This window comes from Kitasatospora sp. NPDC088351, from assembly GCF_040685575.1.
Taxonomy (GTDB): Bacteria; Actinomycetota; Actinomycetes; order Streptomycetales; family Streptomycetaceae; genus Kitasatospora.
This window is the reverse complement of the sequence record NZ_JBFBIL010000007.1, coordinates 124749-143312: the sequence shown is the minus strand read 5'-3', so window position 1 is coordinate 143312 and position 18564 is coordinate 124749. Positions and strand designations below refer to the sequence as shown.

Annotated in this window: 19 protein-coding genes; 12 read left to right on the top strand and 7 right to left on the bottom strand. The window is 71.3% G+C overall.

From position 1 onward, the window contains the following. Positions 1-160 precede the first annotated feature (160 nt). Both AB0P06_RS08100 and AB0P06_RS08095 read left to right on the top strand, forming a co-directional pair. Positions 161-1438 carry a hypothetical protein gene (locus tag AB0P06_RS08100; RefSeq protein ID WP_363605966.1) on the top strand — a complete coding sequence of 426 codons (1278 nt, stop codon included), beginning with the start codon at positions 161-163 and terminating at the stop codon, positions 1436-1438. A gap of 88 nt (positions 1439-1526) precedes the next feature. Beyond that, complete coding sequence (locus AB0P06_RS08095; RefSeq protein ID WP_363605964.1) at positions 1527-2015, top strand: MarR family transcriptional regulator; 489 nt, start codon at positions 1527-1529, stop codon at positions 2013-2015. A gap of 196 nt (positions 2016-2211) precedes the next feature. Here AB0P06_RS08095 and AB0P06_RS08090 read toward each other — a convergent pair whose 3' ends face one another. Further along, positions 2212-2841, bottom strand: coding sequence for a hypothetical protein (locus AB0P06_RS08090; protein WP_363605963.1), 630 nt, complete (start codon positions 2839-2841; stop codon positions 2212-2214). Between the two features lie 290 nt (positions 2842-3131). Between AB0P06_RS08090 and hemL the strand changes: the two genes are divergently transcribed. From hemL to AB0P06_RS08055, 7 genes are all read left to right on the top strand, one after another. Then, positions 3132-4460: a glutamate-1-semialdehyde 2,1-aminomutase gene (gene hemL, locus AB0P06_RS08085; RefSeq protein WP_363605961.1), complete on the top strand. Its 1329-nt coding sequence runs from the start codon at positions 3132-3134 to the stop codon at positions 4458-4460. A gap of 68 nt (positions 4461-4528) precedes the next feature. Beyond that, positions 4529-5176 carry a histidine phosphatase family protein gene (locus AB0P06_RS08080; RefSeq protein WP_363606060.1) on the top strand — a complete coding sequence of 216 codons (648 nt, stop codon included), beginning with the start codon at positions 4529-4531 and terminating at the stop codon, positions 5174-5176. Positions 5177-5286: 110 nt separating this feature from the next. After that, positions 5287-5895: a TlpA disulfide reductase family protein gene (locus tag AB0P06_RS08075; protein ID WP_363605960.1), complete on the top strand. Its 609-nt coding sequence runs from the start codon at positions 5287-5289 to the stop codon at positions 5893-5895. Further along, positions 5892-6665: a cytochrome c biogenesis protein CcdA gene (locus AB0P06_RS08070; protein WP_363605959.1), complete on the top strand. Its 774-nt coding sequence runs from the start codon at positions 5892-5894 to the stop codon at positions 6663-6665. The genes AB0P06_RS08075 and AB0P06_RS08070 overlap by 4 nt, the downstream gene beginning before the upstream one ends. Before the next feature lie 3 nt (positions 6666-6668). After that, positions 6669-8453, top strand: coding sequence for a cytochrome c biogenesis protein ResB (locus tag AB0P06_RS08065; RefSeq protein WP_363605958.1), 1785 nt, complete (start codon positions 6669-6671; stop codon positions 8451-8453). Positions 8454-8456: 3 nt separating this feature from the next. Next, complete coding sequence (gene ccsB / locus AB0P06_RS08060) at positions 8457-9587, top strand: c-type cytochrome biogenesis protein CcsB (protein ID WP_363605956.1); 1131 nt, start codon at positions 8457-8459, stop codon at positions 9585-9587. A gap of 122 nt (positions 9588-9709) precedes the next feature. Further along, positions 9710-10114: a hypothetical protein gene (locus AB0P06_RS08055; protein ID WP_363605955.1), complete on the top strand. Its 405-nt coding sequence runs from the start codon at positions 9710-9712 to the stop codon at positions 10112-10114. A gap of 20 nt (positions 10115-10134) precedes the next feature. Here AB0P06_RS08055 and AB0P06_RS08050 read toward each other — a convergent pair whose 3' ends face one another. Beyond that, positions 10135-11208: a ScbA/BarX family gamma-butyrolactone biosynthesis protein gene (locus AB0P06_RS08050; protein WP_363605953.1), complete on the bottom strand. Its 1074-nt coding sequence runs from the start codon at positions 11206-11208 to the stop codon at positions 10135-10137. A 350-nt stretch (positions 11209-11558) separates the two neighbouring features. Here AB0P06_RS08050 and AB0P06_RS08045 point away from each other — a divergent pair, with 350 nt between their 5' ends. Then, positions 11559-12182: a ScbR family autoregulator-binding transcription factor gene (locus AB0P06_RS08045; protein WP_363605952.1), complete on the top strand. Its 624-nt coding sequence runs from the start codon at positions 11559-11561 to the stop codon at positions 12180-12182. Positions 12183-12266: 84 nt separating this feature from the next. On the opposite strand, the gene AB0P06_RS08040 is transcribed toward AB0P06_RS08045, so the two are convergent. From AB0P06_RS08040 to AB0P06_RS08025, 4 genes are all read right to left on the bottom strand, one after another. Further along, positions 12267-12890, bottom strand: coding sequence for a ScbR family autoregulator-binding transcription factor (locus AB0P06_RS08040; RefSeq protein ID WP_363605951.1), 624 nt, complete (start codon positions 12888-12890; stop codon positions 12267-12269). A gap of 221 nt (positions 12891-13111) precedes the next feature. After that, the gene (locus tag AB0P06_RS08035) at positions 13112-13321 is read right to left on the bottom strand and encodes an acyl-CoA carboxylase subunit epsilon (protein WP_363605950.1); all 210 of its coding nucleotides are present in this window, start codon (positions 13319-13321) and stop codon (positions 13112-13114) included. 77 nt (positions 13322-13398) lie between these two features. Then, positions 13399-15000, bottom strand: a complete 1602-nt coding sequence (locus AB0P06_RS08030) for an acyl-CoA carboxylase subunit beta (protein ID WP_363605948.1) — start codon at positions 14998-15000, stop codon at positions 13399-13401. A gap of 438 nt (positions 15001-15438) precedes the next feature. Next, positions 15439-15843, bottom strand: coding sequence for a PLD nuclease N-terminal domain-containing protein (locus AB0P06_RS08025; protein WP_363605947.1), 405 nt, complete (start codon positions 15841-15843; stop codon positions 15439-15441). Between the two features lie 91 nt (positions 15844-15934). Here AB0P06_RS08025 and AB0P06_RS08020 point away from each other — a divergent pair, with 91 nt between their 5' ends. Together AB0P06_RS08020 and mqnP are read left to right on the top strand one after the other, a co-directional pair. After that, a complete protein-coding gene (locus AB0P06_RS08020) occupies positions 15935-17392 on the top strand; it encodes a menaquinone biosynthesis decarboxylase (protein WP_363605945.1) in 1458 nt (485 codons plus the stop codon). Further along, a complete protein-coding gene (mqnP, locus tag AB0P06_RS08015) occupies positions 17389-18294 on the top strand; it encodes a menaquinone biosynthesis prenyltransferase MqnP (protein ID WP_363605944.1) in 906 nt (301 codons plus the stop codon). Before AB0P06_RS08020 ends, mqnP begins: the two co-directional genes overlap by 4 nt. On the opposite strand, the gene AB0P06_RS08010 is transcribed toward mqnP, so the two are convergent. Next, on the bottom strand, positions 18272-18514 hold the full coding sequence (locus tag AB0P06_RS08010) for a DUF4287 domain-containing protein (RefSeq protein ID WP_363605943.1): 243 nt from the start codon (positions 18512-18514) through the stop codon (positions 18272-18274). The genes mqnP and AB0P06_RS08010 overlap by 23 nt on opposite strands. Positions 18515-18564 lie beyond the last annotated feature (50 nt).

Sequence of the window (18564 nt, the reverse complement as noted above, 5' to 3'; positions counted from 1 at the left end):
GTCCGCGTACCGCCGCAGCGCGCGCCACCGGTTTTCGCCGTGGACCGGCCGCTCGGGGGCGGCTGCCGCCGGCGTCCCTGGCGTGGTGCCGTAGGCTCGGCCGGCGTCGCTGTGTTCGTAGCAGCGTCGGTCACGAGCGGGGGCGGGGAGTCCAGAGCTGATGAGCACGGCATCGAGCACCGAATCGTCGAGCACCGAGTCCGGCACGTCGTCGCGCCCGCTCGCGGGGGAGAACGAGGCGGTGGAGCCCGGCCGGGGCGGGTTCGCCGCCCTGGTGGACCGCTTCGCGCCCGCGCTCGGCGCGTACGCGGTGGTGAAGGCCACCGGGCTGACCGTCTTCATGCTGCTGCTGTCGCACACCGGGGACTACCTCAAGAAGGACCCGGGCCGCGGCGGCGGTGCCCAGCCCTGGGACGTGCTCGGTACCTGGGACGGCGTCTGGTACCAGCGGATCGCCGAGTTCGGCTACGACCCGCAGCTGATCCGGCTGGAGGGCTATCCGCTCGCCACCTACTACGAGAACTCGGCGGCCTTCTTCCCGCTCTACCCGTGGCTGATGAACCTGGTGGGGGCGGTCACCGGCCTCGGCCCGTACGGCTCCGGCATCGTGGTGTCGGTGCTGGCCTCCTTCTTCGCGGCGGCCGGGATCTTCGCGATCGCCGAGCGGCTGGGCGGCTTCAGGGCGGGCGTGATCGCGGCGGTGGTCTGGGGGCTGTTCCCCGGTTCGGGCGTCGAGTGGGCGGTCTACTCGGACTCGTTGTTCGTCGCGCTCTCCGCCTGGGCCTGCTACTGCGTGATGACGCGGCGCTGGCTGACCGCGGGCCTGCTCGCCCTGGTGGCCGGCCTCAACCGGCCGACCGCCGCCGCCCTGATCGCGGCCGTCTCGATCGCGGCGCTGGTGGCACTCATCCGGCGCACCGACGGCATCGCGCGCCCCCTGACCGCGATGCTGATCACCCCCTGGGGCCTGCTCTGGTACGTGGCCTGGGTCGGCTACCGGATGGACGACTGGGGCGGCTACTTCAAGCTCCAGCGCGGCGCCTGGAACCGCTACTTCGACTGGGGCGCCTCCACTTTCCGGAGCGCGCTGGACGTGATCACCGGGCACTGGACCTTCTGGCAGTCCAATCCGGCCCCCGACCTGATCGCGATCGCCCTGCTGATGGCCCTGCCCGGGCTGCTGGTGCTGCTGCTGCGCACCCGGCCGCCGCTGGTGCTGGTGGTCTACACGGCGCTGACCGTCTTCACCGCGCTGAGCAGCAACCAGATCTTCGGCAACATCTCGCGGTATCTGCTGCCGGCCTTCCCGCTCTTCATCGGCCTGGCGATCGCGCTGCGCCGGCTGCGGCTGTCCACGCTGGTGGGCCTGTTCGCGATGCCGGTGATCGCGGCCGGCTGGTACGCCGGGTACGCGCTGTTCGAGCTCGGCATCCCGTAGGCCCGACAGCCCCGCCCGTGTCGGCGCCCCGCGTTTAGTTGGTCAACGGGATCATCCGCCAGCAGACGGCCTTGCTACGCTCGGACGTATGACGACGATCCCGCCCGTGCGCCAGATCCGCGACATCTCCGGACTGCTGGATCACGCCAGCCACGTCCTGGCGACCCGGATGGCGGCGGCCTTCACCGAGCTCGGGATCACCCCGCGCGCCTACTGCGTGCTCTTCCACGCGCAGGAGGCCGAGCGCACCCAGATCCAGCTGGCCGAACTGGCCGACCTCGACAAGACCACCATGGTCGTCACCGTCGACGAACTGGAGAAGGCGGGCCTGGCCGAGCGCCGTCCGTCCGCCACCGACCGCCGGGCCCGGATCATCTCGGTGACCGAGGCGGGCGGGCACGCCGTCGCACAGGGCACCGCGATCGCCGACCGGGTGCACCGGGAGGTGCTGGAGTCGCTGCCCGAGCCCGAGCGGGAGTTCTTCGTCTCGGCCCTGTCTCGGCTGGTGGACGGCCCGCTGGCGGAGCCGGTGGAGAGTGAACGCGTGGTGCGCAGGGCCCGCCGCCCCCGGGGCTGAGGGCGGCGGCCCGGCGGCTCCCACTCGCTCCGGCGGTGCTCTGCACGGGCTTGCTGACGGTCACTCCGGACGCCGCTGTCACCGTGATCGGCCGCAGGAAAGTCTCCGTCGCCGGGCCCCGACCCTGGCCGGCGGTCCCTTCGGGCCCTTGGGGAAACGCTGCTGTCGGTCGATCAGAAAGCAGCCGGCCCCGGGGTCACGGCCAGACCAGGCAGTACAGCTGGTGCCCGGCGTCGTGCAGCCGGTTGGCGAAGTCCTGCCACTCGTGCAGCATGCTGTAGATCACGAAGGCGTCGCGCGGGCCCCGGCGGTCGGGCACGGTGGACCAGATGAAGGCGGCGGCGCCGAGTTCGGTCTCGTCGGCCTTGCGCAGCGGCTCGACGACGTTCTGGGGGAGCTGGACGACCGCGTAGTCGGGGTGCAGCACGACCAGTTCCAGCGGCGGGACCTGGTGCAGCGGCACGCCCTGGATGCCGGTGAGGACCATGGCGCTCATGGTCTCCGGCTTGATCTTGGTGGAGAGGTGGCCGTTGGGGGAGCCGCTGGTCTCCATCAGGTCGCCGAGCCGCCCCAGCGAGCCGAGTTCGCCCGCGTCCAGGCCCAGCCCGCCAGGGCCCAGCGCGGTGGGGACTCTGGCGGCGGTGGCCCGGTCGGGTGCGCCGAAGTACTTGTATGTCACCCCCACGCGTCCCTCACCCCGCCTCTCGCCGCCGCGACCGCCGCGACCCGTACCCGCTCCCGTACCCCCGCGTGCGGCCTCGGCGCGCCTGCGGGAGCCACCCGCCGCCTCGTCGTAGCCGTCCTGCGCCTCGGACACTCGGACCATCCTCACCGGAATTCGCCGGAATCGACAGACCCCCGCACGTCCGGCGTCCCTCCGGACGTGCTCCTTACCCGTCATGCGCCGCCGTACCCAGTCGCGGTACGCGGCAGTCCTGCACTCACCCCTGCACACCCCGGAGTGTCTGCACACTCGGAGTACATAGTCTGACTGGTCCGTGCAGTGGGAGCAGCCAGGGCCCCGTCATACGGATAACCGTACAGACTTCGGCACCCGGATCATCGTTCCAGATGATGAGGTCCGACATGCAGAGGTGAAGGACACGATTTGAGACCATGTCTTCTGTGAGCTACCCCTACGAAGCACCCCAGTCCCAGTCGCTCTTCGACCGCGCCTCGATCGTCACGCCCGGCGGCGTCAACTCGCCGGTGCGCGCCTTCCGCGCGGTCGGCGGTACGCCGCGCTTCATGGTGTCCGGCACCGGCCCCTACCTCACCGACGCCGACGGCCGCGAGTACGTCGACCTGGTGTGCTCGTGGGGCCCGATGATCCTCGGCCACGCGCACCCCGCGGTGATCGACGCCGTCCAGCGGGCCGTCTCGCGCGGCACCTCCTTCGGCACGCCCGGTCAGGGCGAGGTCGAGCTGGCCGAGGAGATCGTCGCCCGGATCGCCCCGGTCGAGCAGGTCCGCCTGGTCTCCTCCGGCACCGAGGCCACCATGTCGGCGATCCGGCTGGCCCGCGGCTTCACCGGCCGGGCCAAGGTCGTGAAGTTCGCCGGCTGCTACCACGGCCATGTGGACGCGCTGCTGGCCGCCGCCGGTTCCGGGGTCGCGACCTTCGGTCTGCCGGACACCCCGGGCGTCACCGGCGCCCAGGCCGGGGACACCATCGTGCTGCCCTACAACGACCTGGCCGCCGTCGAGCAGGCGTTCAAGGCGCACCCGGGCGAGATCGCCTGCGTGATCACCGAGGCCTCGCCCGGCAACATGGGCGTCGTCCCGCCGCTGCCCGGCTTCAACGGCGGTCTGGCCCGGCTCTGCCGGGAGAACGGCGCGCTGTTCATCTCGGACGAGGTGATGACCGGCTTCCGCGTCTCCAGGGCCGGCTGGTACGGCCTGGAGGCGGCGAACGAGGGCTGGGCGCCGGACCTGCTGACCTTCGGCAAGGTGATGGGCGGCGGCTTCCCGGCGGCGGCCTTCGGCGGCCGGGAGGACGTGATGGCGCACCTGGCCCCGGTCGGCCCGGTCTACCAGGCGGGCACCCTCTCCGGGAACCCGGTCGCCACCGCCGCCGGCCTGGCCCAGCTGCGCGGCTGCACCGACGAGGTGTACGCCACGGTGGACCGGGTCGCCGCCGAGGTCTCCGCCCTGGTGTCCGACGCGCTGGCCAAGGAGGGTGTGGCACACCGGCTGCAGACCGCCGGGAACATGTTCTCGGTGTTCTTCACCGAGGCCGCCGTCACCGACTACGACGAGGCGAAGACCCAGCAGGCGTACCGTTTCACCGCCTTCTTCCACGCGATGCTCGCCCAGGGCGTCTACCTGCCGCCGTCCGCCTTCGAATCCTGGTTCGTCTCGGCGGCCCACGACGAGCGGGCGATCGAGCGGATCGCCGCCGCCCTGCCGGCGGCCGCCCGCGCCGCCGCCGAGGCCACGGCCTAGCCCGTACACCCCACGAAGCCCAGGAGAACCCAGAAGTGAGCGCCAAAGAGATCACCGTCGTCCATCTGATGCGGCACGGTGAGGTGCACAACCCGGAGGGCATCCTGTACGGCCGCCTGCCGGGCTACCACCTGTCCGAGCTCGGCCGGCAGATGGCCGACCGGGTCGCCGAGGACCTGGCCGGCCGGGACATCACCCATGTGGTGGCGTCCCCGCTGGAGCGGGCGCAGGAGACCGCCGAGCCGATCGCCAAGTCGCACGGCCTGGACATCGCGGTGGACGAGCGGCTGATCGAGGCGGGCAACATCTTCGAGGGCAAGACCTTCGGGGTGGGCGACGGCTCGCTGCGGAACCCGGCCTACTGGAAGTACCTGACCAACCCGTTCAAGCCGTCCTGGGGCGAGCCCTACCTCGACCAGGTGGTGCGGATGATGGGCGCGCTGGGCGCCGCCCGGGACGCCGCGCGCGGGCACGAGGCGGTCTGCGTCAGCCATCAGCTGCCGGTCTGGATCGTCCGCTCCTTCGTGGAGCGCCGCCGGCTCTGGCACGACCCGCGCCGCCGCCAGTGCTCGCTGGCCTCGCTGACCAGCTTCACCTTCGAGGGCGACAGGATCGTCTCGGTCGGCTACCGCGAGCCGGCCCGCGACCTGCTGCCCGCGCACCTGATCGGCAAGGGCGGCAAGGACAAGCCGGTGGGTAAGAGCTTCGGGGCCTGACCGCCACCGAATGGTCTGGTCCAGGTGCAGGTCAGAGGGGGTTCGACACGGAATGTCGGACCCCCCCGAACCTGCCCGGGCCTCCATGCGAAACTTTTCACATGTCTGGCATGACGCGCCCCCGTCCCCGTCTCGCCGCCGCGGCCTCCGCCACCGCGGCCGCCGCCGCGCTCGTCCTCACCGGCTGTTCCTCGTCGGGTTCGTCGGCCGGCGGTGACGGCCAGGTCGGCTTCGTGACGGCCAAGGGGACCAACATCTCCAAGGCCGCGCTCGGCCACCGCCAGGACGCGCCGGACATCTCCGGCAACACGCTGGAGGGCACCCCGACCAAGCTCTCCGACTACCGCGGCAAGGTCGTCGTCCTCAACGTCTGGGGCTCCTGGTGCGGTCCGTGCCGGAGCGAGGCGGACGACCTGGAACGGGTCTGGCAGAAGTACAAGGACCAGGACGTCCAGTTCCTCGGCATCAACACCCGGGACAGCGATGTCTCCAACGCCATCCGCTTCGAACAGGAGAAGGGCGTCACCTTCCCGAGCATCTACGACCCCGCCGGGGCCCAGTTGCTCAAGTTCCCCAAGGGCAGCCTCAACTCGCAGTCCATTCCGACCACCATCGTGGTCGACCGCGACGGCGGGCTCGCCGCCCGGGCCGTCGGCGGCCAGACCGACGATGCCCTGGAGTCGATGCTGCAGCCGGTGGTCGCGGAGCCGAAGCGGTGAGCGCGTCGCTGCAGCTCGCCGACAACATCGGGACCATCCAGAGCGGAGCGCTGCTGGTGGCCGCGCCGATCGCGCTGCTGGCGGGCCTGGTCTCGTTCTTCTCGCCCTGCGTGCTGCCGCTCGTCCCCGGCTACCTCTCGTACGTGACCGGATTCTCCGCCGCCGACCTCGCGGACGCGCGCGGGACCAGGCGCGGCCGGATGCTGCTCGGGGCCCTGCTGTTCATCCTGGGCTTCACCGCGGTCTTCGTCTCCGGCGGGGCGCTGTTCGGCCAGTTCGGTGACACGCTGAAGGAGCACCAGCAGGTCATCAACAGGGTGCTCGGCGTGGTGACGATCGTCATGGGGCTGGCCTTCATGGGGCTGGTGCCCGGCCTGAGCATGCGCGAGGTGCGCTCGCACCGCCGTCCGGTGATCGGTCTGCTCGGCGCGCCGCTGCTCGGCGTGGTCTTCGGGGTCGGCTGGACGCCGTGCATGGGGCCGACCCTGGGGGCCGTGACGAACCTGGCGCTCAACCAGGCCGACGCCCAGCGCGGCGCCCTGCTGATGTTCTTCTACTGCATGGGCCTCGGCGTACCGTTCATCGTGGCCGCGGTGGCCTTCCGCCGGGCGCTGGGCGCCTTCGGCTGGGTCAAGCGGCACTACCCGCTCGTCATGCGGATCGGCGGCGGCATGCTCGTCGCGGTCGGTCTGCTGCTCGTCACCGGCGTCTGGGACTCGATGGTGAACGACCTGCAGACCCAGTTCGGCGACTTCCAGATCGGAATCTGACCCGTGAGCAAGACCGCGACCGATACCGAGCAGGTGTCCTCGCCCAGTACGGAGGACGCCGCCGAGCGGCTGACCACCGCCCCGGTCGAGTCGGACGGCCCGACCGGAATCGGGGTACTCGGCTGGCTGCGCTGGATGTGGCGCCAGCTGACCTCGATGCGGGTCGCGCTGATCCTGCTCTTCCTGCTCTCGCTGGCCGCCATCCCGGGTTCGCTGATCCCGCAGAACGGCCAGAACCAGTTCAAGGTCGAGGCCTGGAAGGCTCAGCACACCACGGTCGCACCGGTCTACGAGAAGCTCCAGCTGTTCGACGTCTACAGCTCGGTCTGGTTCTCGGCGATCTACATCCTGCTGTTCGTCTCGCTGGCCGGCTGCATCGTCCCGCGCACCTGGCAGTTCGTCGGCGTGCTGCGGGCCCAGCCGCCCGCCGCCCCCCGCGTCCTGACCCGGATGCCGGTCTACGCGGCCTGGCGCACCGAGGCGGACGCCGAGACGGTGAACGCCGCCGCGCACCGGCTGCTCCGCAAGCGCCGCTTCCGCGCCGGCCTGGCGGGTGGCTCGGTGGCCGCCGAGAAGGGGTACCTGCGCGAGGTCGGCAACCTGGTCTTCCACCTGTCGCTCTTCGCGCTGCTGGGCGGTTTCGCCTGGGCGAGCCTGGCCAGCGGCACCGGTGGCAAGCTGATGGTCGCCGGCGAGGGTTACGCCAACACCATCACCCAGCTGGACGACTTCACCGGCTCCCCGTTCTACACCACCGACGACATCGACCCGTTCTACCTCAAGCTGAACGGCTTCACCGCCCGCTTCCAGACGAGCGGCGACCAGATCGGCAGCGCCCGGCAGTTCACCGCGAACGTCGAGTACTACGAGGGCAGCGACGCGTCGAAGCTGACCCAGGGCAAGATCGAGGTCAACCACCCGCTGGAGATCGGCGACAGCAAGGTCTATCTGATCGGCCACGGCTACGCCCCGGTGATCACCGTGAAGAACGCGGCCGGCGAGGTGGTCTACACCGGCGCCACGCCGTTCCTGCCGCAGGACGCCAACCTGACCTCCACCGGTGTCATCAAGGTCTCCGACTACGGCGAGAAGGACGGCGAGAAGACCCAGCTGGGCTTCTCCGGCTTCTTCCTGCCGACCGCCCCGGTGGCCTTCGACAAGAACACCGGTCCGCGCTCGCTCTTCCCGGGCGACGCGGACCCGGCGCTGGTGCTCAACGCCTTCGCGGGCGACCTCGGCACCGACTCCGGTCTGCCGCAGAACGTCTACCAGCTCAACACCAAGAACCTGAAGCAGCTCCAGCAGGAGGGCGAGCCCGCCAAGGCCCGGCTCAAGCCCGGTCAGGGCTGGACCCTGCCGGACGGCTACGGCACCGTCACCTTCGACGGCTACAAGGAGTGGGCCAGCTTCAGCGTCTCGCACCGTCCGGGCAACTCGGTCGCCCTGGCCGGCGGTGTGCTGGCGATCCTCGGCCTGATCGGCTCGCTGTTCGTGCAGCGCCGCCGGATCTGGGTGCGGGCCGTGGCCCTGCCCGGCGGCGGCACCCTGGTCGAGCTGGCCGGGCTGGCCCGCAGCGAGTCGGCGAAGATCGCCGAGGAGCTGGCCGAACTCGCGGTGGACCTCCAGGACGACGCGCCCGCGTCGGACGACCCGGACGACGATCCCACGGACGACGCGCCGGACGACGCCCCCGCGACCGATGACCCCGAGGCGGAGGGGGAGCCCGCAGCCGCCCCGGACGCGCCCTCGGACCCCGCTGTCCCTGCCGACCAGAACTCCAAGGAGTAGACGGTGCACCTCGCCTCGGCGGTCGACCCAAGCCTGGCCGACCTCTCCAACAAGCTGATCTATTCGGCCATGGCCGTCTACCTGATCGCCATGTTCTGCTACATGTTCGAGTGGACCTTCGGCAGCAAGGGTGCCGTCGCCGTCCGCTCGGTCGAGCAGGCGGGCGGCCTGGCCGAGACCGTGGCCGAGGCCAGGGCCAAGGCCGCCAAGAAGGTCACCGTCACGGTCGCCTCGGCCGGCGGCGGTACCACCACGCTGACCCGTACCGCCCTGGCGGGCGAGGGCGCGACGGTGGTCACCAGCGGTCGCGGCGAGGAGGAGCAGGACGGCCCGGGCGCCGCCGGCAACAGCGAGAAGGCGGACCTCTCCGGCCGCATCGCCGTCTCGCTCACGGTCCTCGGCGCGCTGCTGCACGCGGGTGGCGTGCTCACCCGCGGCCTCTCGGTGTCCCGCTGGCCGTGGGGCAACATGTACGAGTTCTCCTGCGCCTTCGCGCTCTCCATGACGGTCGCCTACCTCGGGCTGCTGGCCGCCAGGAAGAAGGCCCGCTGGCTCGGCCTGCCGGTCACCCTGGCCGTCGTGCTCACCCTCGGTATCGCCGTCTCGGTGCTGTACACCGAATCCGAGCAGCTCGTTCCGGCCCTGCACTCGTACTGGCTGGCGATCCACGTCTCGACCGCGATCGTCTGCGGCGGCGCCATGTACGCGGCCTTCATCGGCACCCTGCTGTACCTGGGCAAGGACTCCTTCGACAAGCGCATGGCCGCCGGTCTCACCACCGGCCCGCTCGGCACCTCGGCGTCCATCTGGCGCCGGCTGCCCGCCGCGTCGTCGCTGGACAAGTTCTCGTACCGGATCAACGCGATGGTCTTCCCGCTCTGGACCTTCACCATCATCGCGGGCGCGATCTGGGCCGAGGCGGCCTGGGGCAAGTACTGGGAGTGGGACCCGAAGGAGACCTGGTCGTTCATCACCTGGGTCGCCTACGCGTGCTACCTGCACGCCCGGGCCACCGCCGGGTGGAAGGGGCGCAAGGCCGCCTACCTGGCGGTCCTGGCCTTCGCCTGCTACCTGTTCAACTACTACGGGGTGAACATCTTCGTCACCGGAAAGCACTCGTACGCCGGGATCTGACCAGGAAAGACCACCCACCGGCCCGGCGCTCCGAAGAACGGAAGCCGGGCCGAGGTGCGACGGGGGTAGTTCGTGCCGGCCACCGGTGCCGGCACGGGGAGGAACGAGGAGGAAATCGCGCAATGGAGTGCGACGAGGTCATGCTGACCGTCCGAATCACCGCCGCCGAGCGAATGCTGCTCCGCCGGCTTGCCCAGGGGCACCGCAGCGATGTCTCGGAGGTCGTGGCCGACGGCCTGCTGGACATCATTCCCACGCTCAGCTCGCACACGGACGCCTACCGGCTGCTGGGGGCCCTCACGGCTCCGGCGCCCTGCGCGCTGACGGTCTGGCTGCCGACGCCGCTCGCCGACCTGCTGGTGCCGGGGGCGGCCCGGATCGCGCAGGTGACCGAGGTGCGGATCGGGTCGGCCAGTGCCATGCTGGGCGCCGCGCTGCGGCTCTGGCTGGCCCAGGACCCGAGCCGGCTGGCCGCCAACCTCAGCGTGATGCACGCGGGGCGGCCGTCCGCGCTGGTCGCGGCCTGACCCCGGCCGCGGTCACCGGGTCAGCCGGCGAGCGGCAGGCCCGGGCCGCGGCCGGGCCCGGCGGGGGCGTCCCCGAAGGCGTCGAAGGCGTCCCGCCGGTCCGGCCCGCCGGCCGGTGCGCCGGCCGGCTCGGTGAGCAGCCGGCACTCGGCCGCTGTCCGGCCGTCCTGCACCAGCAGCACCCGCACCGGCACCCGGCGCCCGCCCTGCCCGTCCTGGCCGCCCTGCCCGCGCTCGCGGACGGCCCGGACCAGGCAGGGCCGGTCCAGCTCGATGAAACGACTGAACGACGAGACCAGCTCGACCGGCACCACCGGCTCGGGGTGCCGCAGCCGCTGGGCGGCCTGCCGGGCGGCCTCCAGCACGAGCATGCCGGGCACGTGGTCCAGCGTGTGGTCGAACAGCACCGGGTGGCCGGCGTCGGTGCGCAGCAGCCAGCTGCCGGGCAGCGGGGACGGGCTGAGCACCACGTCGGCGGCCTGCTCGCGGCCTACCAGCCCGGGCGCGGTGGGCGTGCCAGGCCGCACCGGCGTGGCGGTCCGTCGTCCGGACCCGCGGAGCCGGGTGTACGAGGCGGGGGAGATCACCCGCAGCTGGCCGGAGCCGTGGCCGACCGGGCGGCCGTCCCGCTCGATCTCGGCGTGCACCCGCAGCGAGGCCAGCCGGCCGTGCCGCATCCGGACGTCCTGGCAGGCCACCCGGAGCATCAGCGAGGCGGGCCCGGCAGTGACGGCGAGGCCGTCGAGGCCGGCCGGGCCGAGCGCGTAGCAGAGTTCGTCCATCGCGAAGTGGTGGCCGCGCGGGACGCCGAAGCCGGCGTGGCCGATCAGCAGTCCGGCCTGGCGGACGGTCTCGGCCATCAGTACCGGGTCGTGGTGCCGGTCGCCGGGCAGCCGGTAGAAGCCGTGCAGCCGGGGCCACTGGGCGCCGAGCAGGAAGTCGTACGGGCCGGTGGCCTGCCAGCCGGTGATGAACACCTCGGACACCGAGGACCGGTGCACCAGGTGGCGGGAGACGGTCCGCTCGTGGAAGTCGTAGCCGGGGCCGAAGTGCGGATACGGACCATGGGCGCCCGGTTCTTCGATCAATGGCATGACTGGCCCCACTTCCGGGTGTCGGTCGACCGGCCACGGCGGGCGGCCCAGAGAAAACATACAGACCACCCGGTTTGTACTCCGCGTGCGGGGTCGCCCCTGCCGGACGCCCGGCGTGATCACGGTACCCGGCCGCTGGTCTGCGGGAATGTCCGGGCGGGTGGTGGCGGACCTCGGGCGGGGGTCGGCACCCGCTGGACGGTGGGGGCCGCCGAGGCGGTAGATTAGATACCAACCATGCGGTTTCGGGCCGTGCCGTCCGCATGCGAGGCGTCGCACCACCGACGACGGCGCCCTGACAGCAGCCGCGCGAGCCGGGATCTCGCGCGGGCGGAGGCCGGAGGGGCCCAGTGGTCAAGCAGGAACGTGCGGGGCGGACCAGGCAGGCCGTCCTGCTCGCCGCGGCGGACACCTTCGCGGACGCGGGCTTCGAGGCGGCCAGCCTGGTCGACATCAGCCGCCGGGCCGGCGTCAGCAAGGGCGCGCTCTACTTCCACTTCGTCTCCAAGCAGGCGCTCGCCGACGGCGTCCGCGCGGCGGCCGGGCGCGAGATCGGCTCCGCCGCGCTCCGGGCGCTGCGCTGCGGCGGCCCCGCCCTCCAGGGCCTGATCGACTTCTCGCACGAGCTGGCCCGCCTGCTGCGCGAGGACGTGGTGGTGCGGGCCGGTGTCCAGCTCGGCCGGGGCGGCCAGGAGGCCCGCCGGGGCGGTGGGCCGGCCGGCACCGCGGCCACCTGGCGCAGCCTGACCGCCGTGGTCCGGCGGCTGCTGGACCGGGCCGAGGCGACCGGTGAGCTGCGCCCCGGAGTGGACCGTCGGCAGGCCGCCGAGCTGCTCACCACCCTGGCGGCCGGCCTGGTGCTGCTCTCCGCCGAGGACGCGGACCGGCTGGGACCGGAGGCGGTGCGCGGCCTCTGGGCCGCGGCCCTGCCGGCCCTGGTGCCGGGGGAGCGCTGCGCCGCGTACCGCACCTGACCCGGTCCGCCCGGCCGGTGCGGGGGGTGTACGGAACCGCCGACGGGCCGTTCAGGAACCGCTCAAGGCCTGCCCGTGGGCGGCTCAGGAACGCCCCGGCACCCGCTCGGCGACGCTCAGCCGGGCGAGCGCGTGCGGCTGGACCAGCCCCGGCAGGATCAGCGTCCACAGGTCGGCCATCCGCCGGACCAGGTCCTGGCGGCCGGTCAGCACCTGCGAGCTGAGCTGGATTCCGGTGACCGCGCCCGTGATCACCCCGGCCGCGGCCGCCACGTCCAGGCCCGGGTGCAGGTCGCCCGCCTCCCGGGCGCGTTCCAGCAGCCCACGGGTCACGTCCGACCAGCCCTGGTAGGTGTCGGCCTGCGGCTGGGTGAAGCTGCCGTGCTCGATGGTCAGCCGGATGCTGCCGCGCACCATGGGATCGTCCAGCAGGGCGTGGGCGAAGGCGTAGCCGAGGTCGATCAGCGTCTGGACGGGGCTCTCGGAGGTCGGCCGCCAGGTGGAGAGCCAGGCGCCCTGCCCCTCGATGACGGCGAGTGCCAGCTCCTCCTTGGAGCGGAAGTGGAAGTACAGCGCGCCCTTGGTGACGCCGGCCCGCTCCAGGATCTCGGACATGGTGGCGGCGGCGTAGCCGCGTTCGTCGAACACCTCGGCCGCCGCGAGGAGTACCGCCTGGCGGGTCGCCAGCGCACGGGCCTGCCTGGCCATCGCAGCCTCCCTGGATAGTTCTGGTCCTCGGCAGCGGCCGATCCTATGGGGGCCGACGGCGCTGCGGGCCGCATACCGTCCAGTAGGTATTCTACCGAGCCGCCCGGGGCCCGATCGTGCGTGCGCGGCGGCGGGAGGCCGGGCCGGCGCGGGCCGGAACGCCGACGGCCGGCCACCCGGGTGGGGTGGCCGGCCGCCGGAACGGGTCCGGGGTCCGCGGCTCAGGCGGCCTGCTGCCAGCTGACCGGGGAGTAGTACGCCGGGCGGCGCTCCAGGCGCTGCCAGCTGGCGATCGGCTCGACCGGCGCGACGGCGGCCGCGGCCTGCTGGGCGGCGGCACGGGCCATCAGCACGGCGGTCAGGGCGGCGAGTTCCTCGGCGTCGAGCGAGCCGCGGACGATACGGACGAGAGGTTCGGCGGAAGCGGTCATGATCTGGTTTCTCCCCCGGTGGCTGCGTGGTGTGGTGTGGGGTGGCGCCTGGTGTCGCGTCAGCGAGGTGCGCGGTGCTACATCGGCGGGTTGCCGTGCTTGCGGCTGGGCAGATCGGCGTGCTTGGTGCGGAGCATGGCCAGTGCCGAGGCGAGGACCTGACGCGTCTCGGCGGGGTCGATGACGTCGTCCACGAGGCCGCGTTCGGCCGCGTAGTACGGGTGCATCAGCTCGCTCTTGTATTCCTTGATCTTCTGGGCGCGGGTCGCGTCCGGGTCCTCGGCACCGTTGATGTCACGGCGGAAGATGACGTTGGCCGCGCCCTCGGCGCCCATGACGGCGATCTCGTTGGTGGGCCAGGCGTAGGACAGGTCCGCGCCGATGGAGCGGGAGTCCATGACGATGTAGGCGCCGCCGTAGGCCTTGCGCAGGATCAGCTGGATGCGCGGCACGGTGGCGTTGCAGTAGGCGTAGAGCAGCTTGGCGCCGTGGCGGATGATGCCGTCGTGCTCCTGGTCGACGCCGGGCAGGAAGCCGGGGACGTCGAGCATGGTGACCAGCGGGATGTTGAAGGCGTCGCACATCTGCACGAAGCGGGCGGCCTTCTCGCTGGCGTTGATGTCGAGCACGCCGGCCAGCGACTGCGGCTGGTTGGCGATGATGCCGGTGACGTGGCCGTCGATCCGGGTGAGGACGCACAGCACGTTGGTGGCCCAGCGCTCGTGGACCTCCAGGTACTCGCCGTGGTCGACGATCTCCTCGATGACCTTGCGCATGTCGTACGGGCGGTTTCCGTCGGCGGGCACGAGGTCGAGCAGGACGTCGTTGCGGCGGTCCACGGGGTCGTCGCCGGCGACCGGCGGGGGCATCTCGCGGTTGTTCTGGGGGAGCAGCGAGAGGAGGTAACGGACCTCCTCGATGCAGGACTGCTCGTCGTCGTAGGCGAAGTGCGAGACGCCGGAGGTGGAGGAGTGGACGTCGGCGCCGCCGAGGCCGTTCTGGGTGATCTTCTCGCCGGTGACGGCCTGCACGACGTCGGGGCCCGTGATGAACATCTGGGAGGTCTCGCGGACCATGAAGACGAAGTCGGTCAGGGCCGGGGAGTAGGCGGCGCCGCCGGCGCAGGGGCCGAGCATCACGGAGATCTGCGGGATGACGCCGGAGGCCTTGGTGTTGCGCTGGAAGATGCCGCCGTAGCCGGCGAGGGCGGTGACGCCCTCCTGGATACGGGCGCCGGCGCCGTCGTTCAGCGAGACCAGGGGTGCGCCGGCCGCGATGGCCATGTCCATGATCTTGTGGATCTTCTGCGCGTGGGCCTCGCCCAGCGCTCCGCCGAAGATCCGGAAGTCGTGCGCGTAGGTGAAGACCGTCCGGCCGTGCACGGTGCCCCAGCCGACGATGACGCCGTCGGTGTGCGGCTTCTTGGCCTCCAGGCCGAAGCCGGTGGCGCGGTGCCGGCGCAGCTGCTCGACCTCGTGGAAGGAGCCCTCGTCGAGCAGCAGGTCGATGCGCTCGCGGGCGGTCAGCTTGCCCTTGGCGTGCTGGGCCGCGGTGGCCTTCTCGCCCGGGCCCTGGCGGACCTGGTTGCGCAGTTCGTGCAGCTCGGCGACCCGCCCGTGGGCGTCGGCCGGGATCTCGGGGACCTCGTCACCGATCGGCGCCTCATGCACAACCGTCATCTCGAACCACTCCAAGGGTGAGGGAACTGTCCGACAGCCAACGTCTGCTGTGCCCCCGGCTGCGAATCACTTCTTCACTTATGACTGTACGAGGGGCCGCACGCTGGTTTCGGCGTCGATTCCGTACAAGGTCGCGTCCGTTTAGATGTCAGGGCTGGACAGAAACCGAGCCGCTCCGTCCTGTGCGCTCGGTGTCTGTTCGAATACCGGGGGTTGTCGCCAAGATGGTCATCGGATGATCTGAGCATGAAGAAACGTGCAGGTCAGGGCTGTCAATCACTACGGTAGCGGACCGTTTTGGAGGATTGCTCAAGGCCTGATAAAGCCGATCGGGGCATGGTGGCGGGAAGCGATCTGCCGCCCGGCAGTCGTAGGGATGCGCCAAAAACACCGCAGCCCACCCGCATGTTCCCGGGTGGGCTGTTTGAGGGAGTCGCCTCAGCTCTTGCGGCCGTCTTCCGGCTCGTCCCTGCCCCGCAGCTCCTCCTCGCGGCGGCGCAGATCCGCCTCCCACTGCTTGAGCATGTCCTCGTGCTGCTTGTTGTCCTTCTTCAACGACGCCAGGAACTCCGGGTCGTCGTCCGGCGCGAGCGGGCGGCCGCCGCGCGGGCGGTCGTACTCCGGGTAGCCGGCGGTGGACCCGGCCGTCGCCGTCCGTAGTCCGTCGCGCCGCTTTCCGGCCACCAGCCAGGCGATGGAGCCGACCAGCGGGAAGAGCAGCACGATGATGACCCAGACCACCTTGGGCAGGTGTTTCACCTCGTCCTCGGGGGTGGTCAGGCAGTCGATGAAGGCCCACACCCAGAGGGCGAGCGGGAGCACGAAGGTCAGAATCCTCAGCACGGCGGCGATCTCCCCCGGCGACGGCGGTTGGGCGGGACTTCTCAGGGGCCCTTGACCGGGCCAGGCTATCGGGTGGCGGATACTGGCTGGCATGGCATACGACGATCTCCGCTCGTTTCTGCGGGCCCTCGACCGCGAAGGCGACCTCAAGCGCATCAAGGCCGAGGTGGACCCCCACCTGGAGATCGGCGAGATCGTCGACCGGGTGCAGAAGGCCAAGGGCCCCGCGCTGCTGTTCGAAAACGTCAAGGGCTCCTCGATGCCGCTGGCGATGAACGTCTTCGGCACCGAGCGCCGGCTCGCCAAGGCGCTCGGCCTCAAGGGCCCGGAGGACATCTCCGAGAAGATCGCCGGTCTGCTGAAGCCCGAGCTGCCGCACGGTTTCACCGGGTTCCGGGACGCCTTCGGCAAGCTCGCCTCGATGGCCCATGTGCCGCCGCGGAAGGTCAAGCCGGGCGAGGCCGCGGTCCAGGAGGTCGTGCTCACCGGCGACGACGTCAACCTGGACGAGCTGCCCGCGCTGTTCACCTGGCCGCTGGACGGCGGCTCCTTCTTCAACCTGGGCCTGACCCACACCAAGGACCCGGACACCGGCATCCGCAACCTCGGCCTCTACCGGCTCCAGCGGCACGACCGGCGCACCATCGGCATGCACTGGCAGATCCACAAGGACAGCCGCAACCACTACGCGGTGGCCGCCAGGCGCGGTGAGCGGCTGCCGGTCGCGATCGCCTTCGGCTGCCCGCCGGCCGTCACCTATGCGGCCACCGCGCCGCTGCCGGGCGACATCGACGAGTACCTGTTCGCGGGCTTCGTCGCGGGCGAGCGGGTGAAGATGGTCGACTGCAAGACCGTTCCGCTGCAGGTCCCGGCCGACGCCGAGGTGGTGCTGGAGGGCTGGCTGGAGCCCGGCGAGATGCTGCCCGAGGGCCCGTTCGGCGACCACACCGGCTTCTACACCCCGCAGGAGCCGTTCCCGGCCCTGACGATCGACTGTGTGACGATGCGCCGCCGGCCGATCCTGCAGTCCATCGTGGTCGGCCGCCCGCCGACCGAGGACGGGCCGCTGGGCAAGTTCACCGAGCGCTTCTTCCTGCCGCTGCTGAAGATCATCATCCCGGACATCGTCGACTACGACCTGCCCGAGGCAGGCGGCTTCCACAACTGCGTGATCGTCTCGATCGACAAGAAGTACCCCAAGCACGCCCAGAAGACGATGCACGCGATCTGGGGCGCCCACATGATGTCGCTGACCAAGCTGATCATCGTGGTGGACTCCGACTGTGATGTGCACGACTACCAGGAAGTGGCCTGGCGGGCCTTCGGCAACGTCGACTACAGCCGGGACCTCACCGTGGTCGAAGGCCCGGTCGACCACCTCGACCACGCCTCCTACCAGCAGTTCTGGGGCGGCAAGGCGGGCATCGACGCGACCCGCAAGCTGCCGGAGGAGGGCTACACCCGGGACGGCGGCTGGCCGGAGATGGTCAGCTCCGACCCGGCCACCGCCGCCCTGGTCGACCGCCGCTGGAAGGAGTACGGGCTGTGAGCACGGCTGCCGCCCTCCCCGAGGTCCCGCCGGGCAAGGTCAAGGCGTTCCTGCGCCTGGTGATGATCGAGCACTCGGTCTTCGCGCTGCCCTTCGCCTACATCGCCGCGCTGACCGCGATGTTCCTCGCCGACCGGCGGGTGCACTGGGGCGAGCTGTTCGTCGTCACCGTCTGCATGGTCGGCCTGCGGACCTTCGCGATGGCCGCCAACCGGATCATCGACCGCGAGATAGACGCCCGGAACCCGCGCACGGCCGGCCGCGAACTGGTCACCGGCGCGGTGTCGCTGAAGACCGCGTACGTCGGCTCGGCGGTCGCGCTGGTCGTCTTCCTCGGCGCGGCCGCCCTGCTCAACCCGCTCTGCCTGGCGCTCGCCCCGGTCGCGGTCGTCCCGATGGTCGTCTACCCCTACGGCAAGCGGTTCACCGACTTCCCGCAGGCCATCCTCGGCCTCGCCCAGGCGATGGGGCCGGTCGGCGCCTGGCTCGCGGTGACCGGCAGCTGGTCCTGGGACGCGGTGGTGCTCGGCCTCGCCGTCGGCATCTGGATCGGCGGCTTCGACCTGATCTACGCCTGCCAGGACGTCGCCTCCGACCGGGCCGGCAACGTCCGTTCCGTCCCGGCCCGCTTCGGCGTCCCGGCGGCGATCCGGGGCGCGCGGGTCTGCCACGTGATCACGACGGCGCTGCTCGTCTGGTTCGCGGTGCTGACCCACGCGGGCCCGGCGTTCTGGCTCGGCCTGGTGGTCGTCGCGGGAGCGTTCGTCTACGAGCACACCATCGTGAAGCCGAACGACCTGTCGCGGCTGAACCGGGCGTTCTTCCAGACGAACGGCTTCGTCGGCATCTCGCTGTTCTTCTTCGCCCTGGTGGACCTGGTCATCCGCGGCCTGGGCGGGTGACCGCGCCCTGGCCGCCGCTCCCCTCGGCGAGGGTGTGCGCGACCAGGGCGTTGGCATGGCCGTGGCCCAGGCCGTGCACGGCCTTGAGCCAGGAGACCAGCTCCATGTGCCTGGTCAGGGGCGAGGAGTGGATCAGGTCCTTCCACTCCGCGATCGGACGGCCGTACTTCTTCTCGATCGAGGGGAAGTAGCTGGCGGGGCCCTTCACGGCTTCGGTCATGTCGATCGGTGTCCCATCGGTTCGTACGACTGTTGTCAGTTGGACCGGCG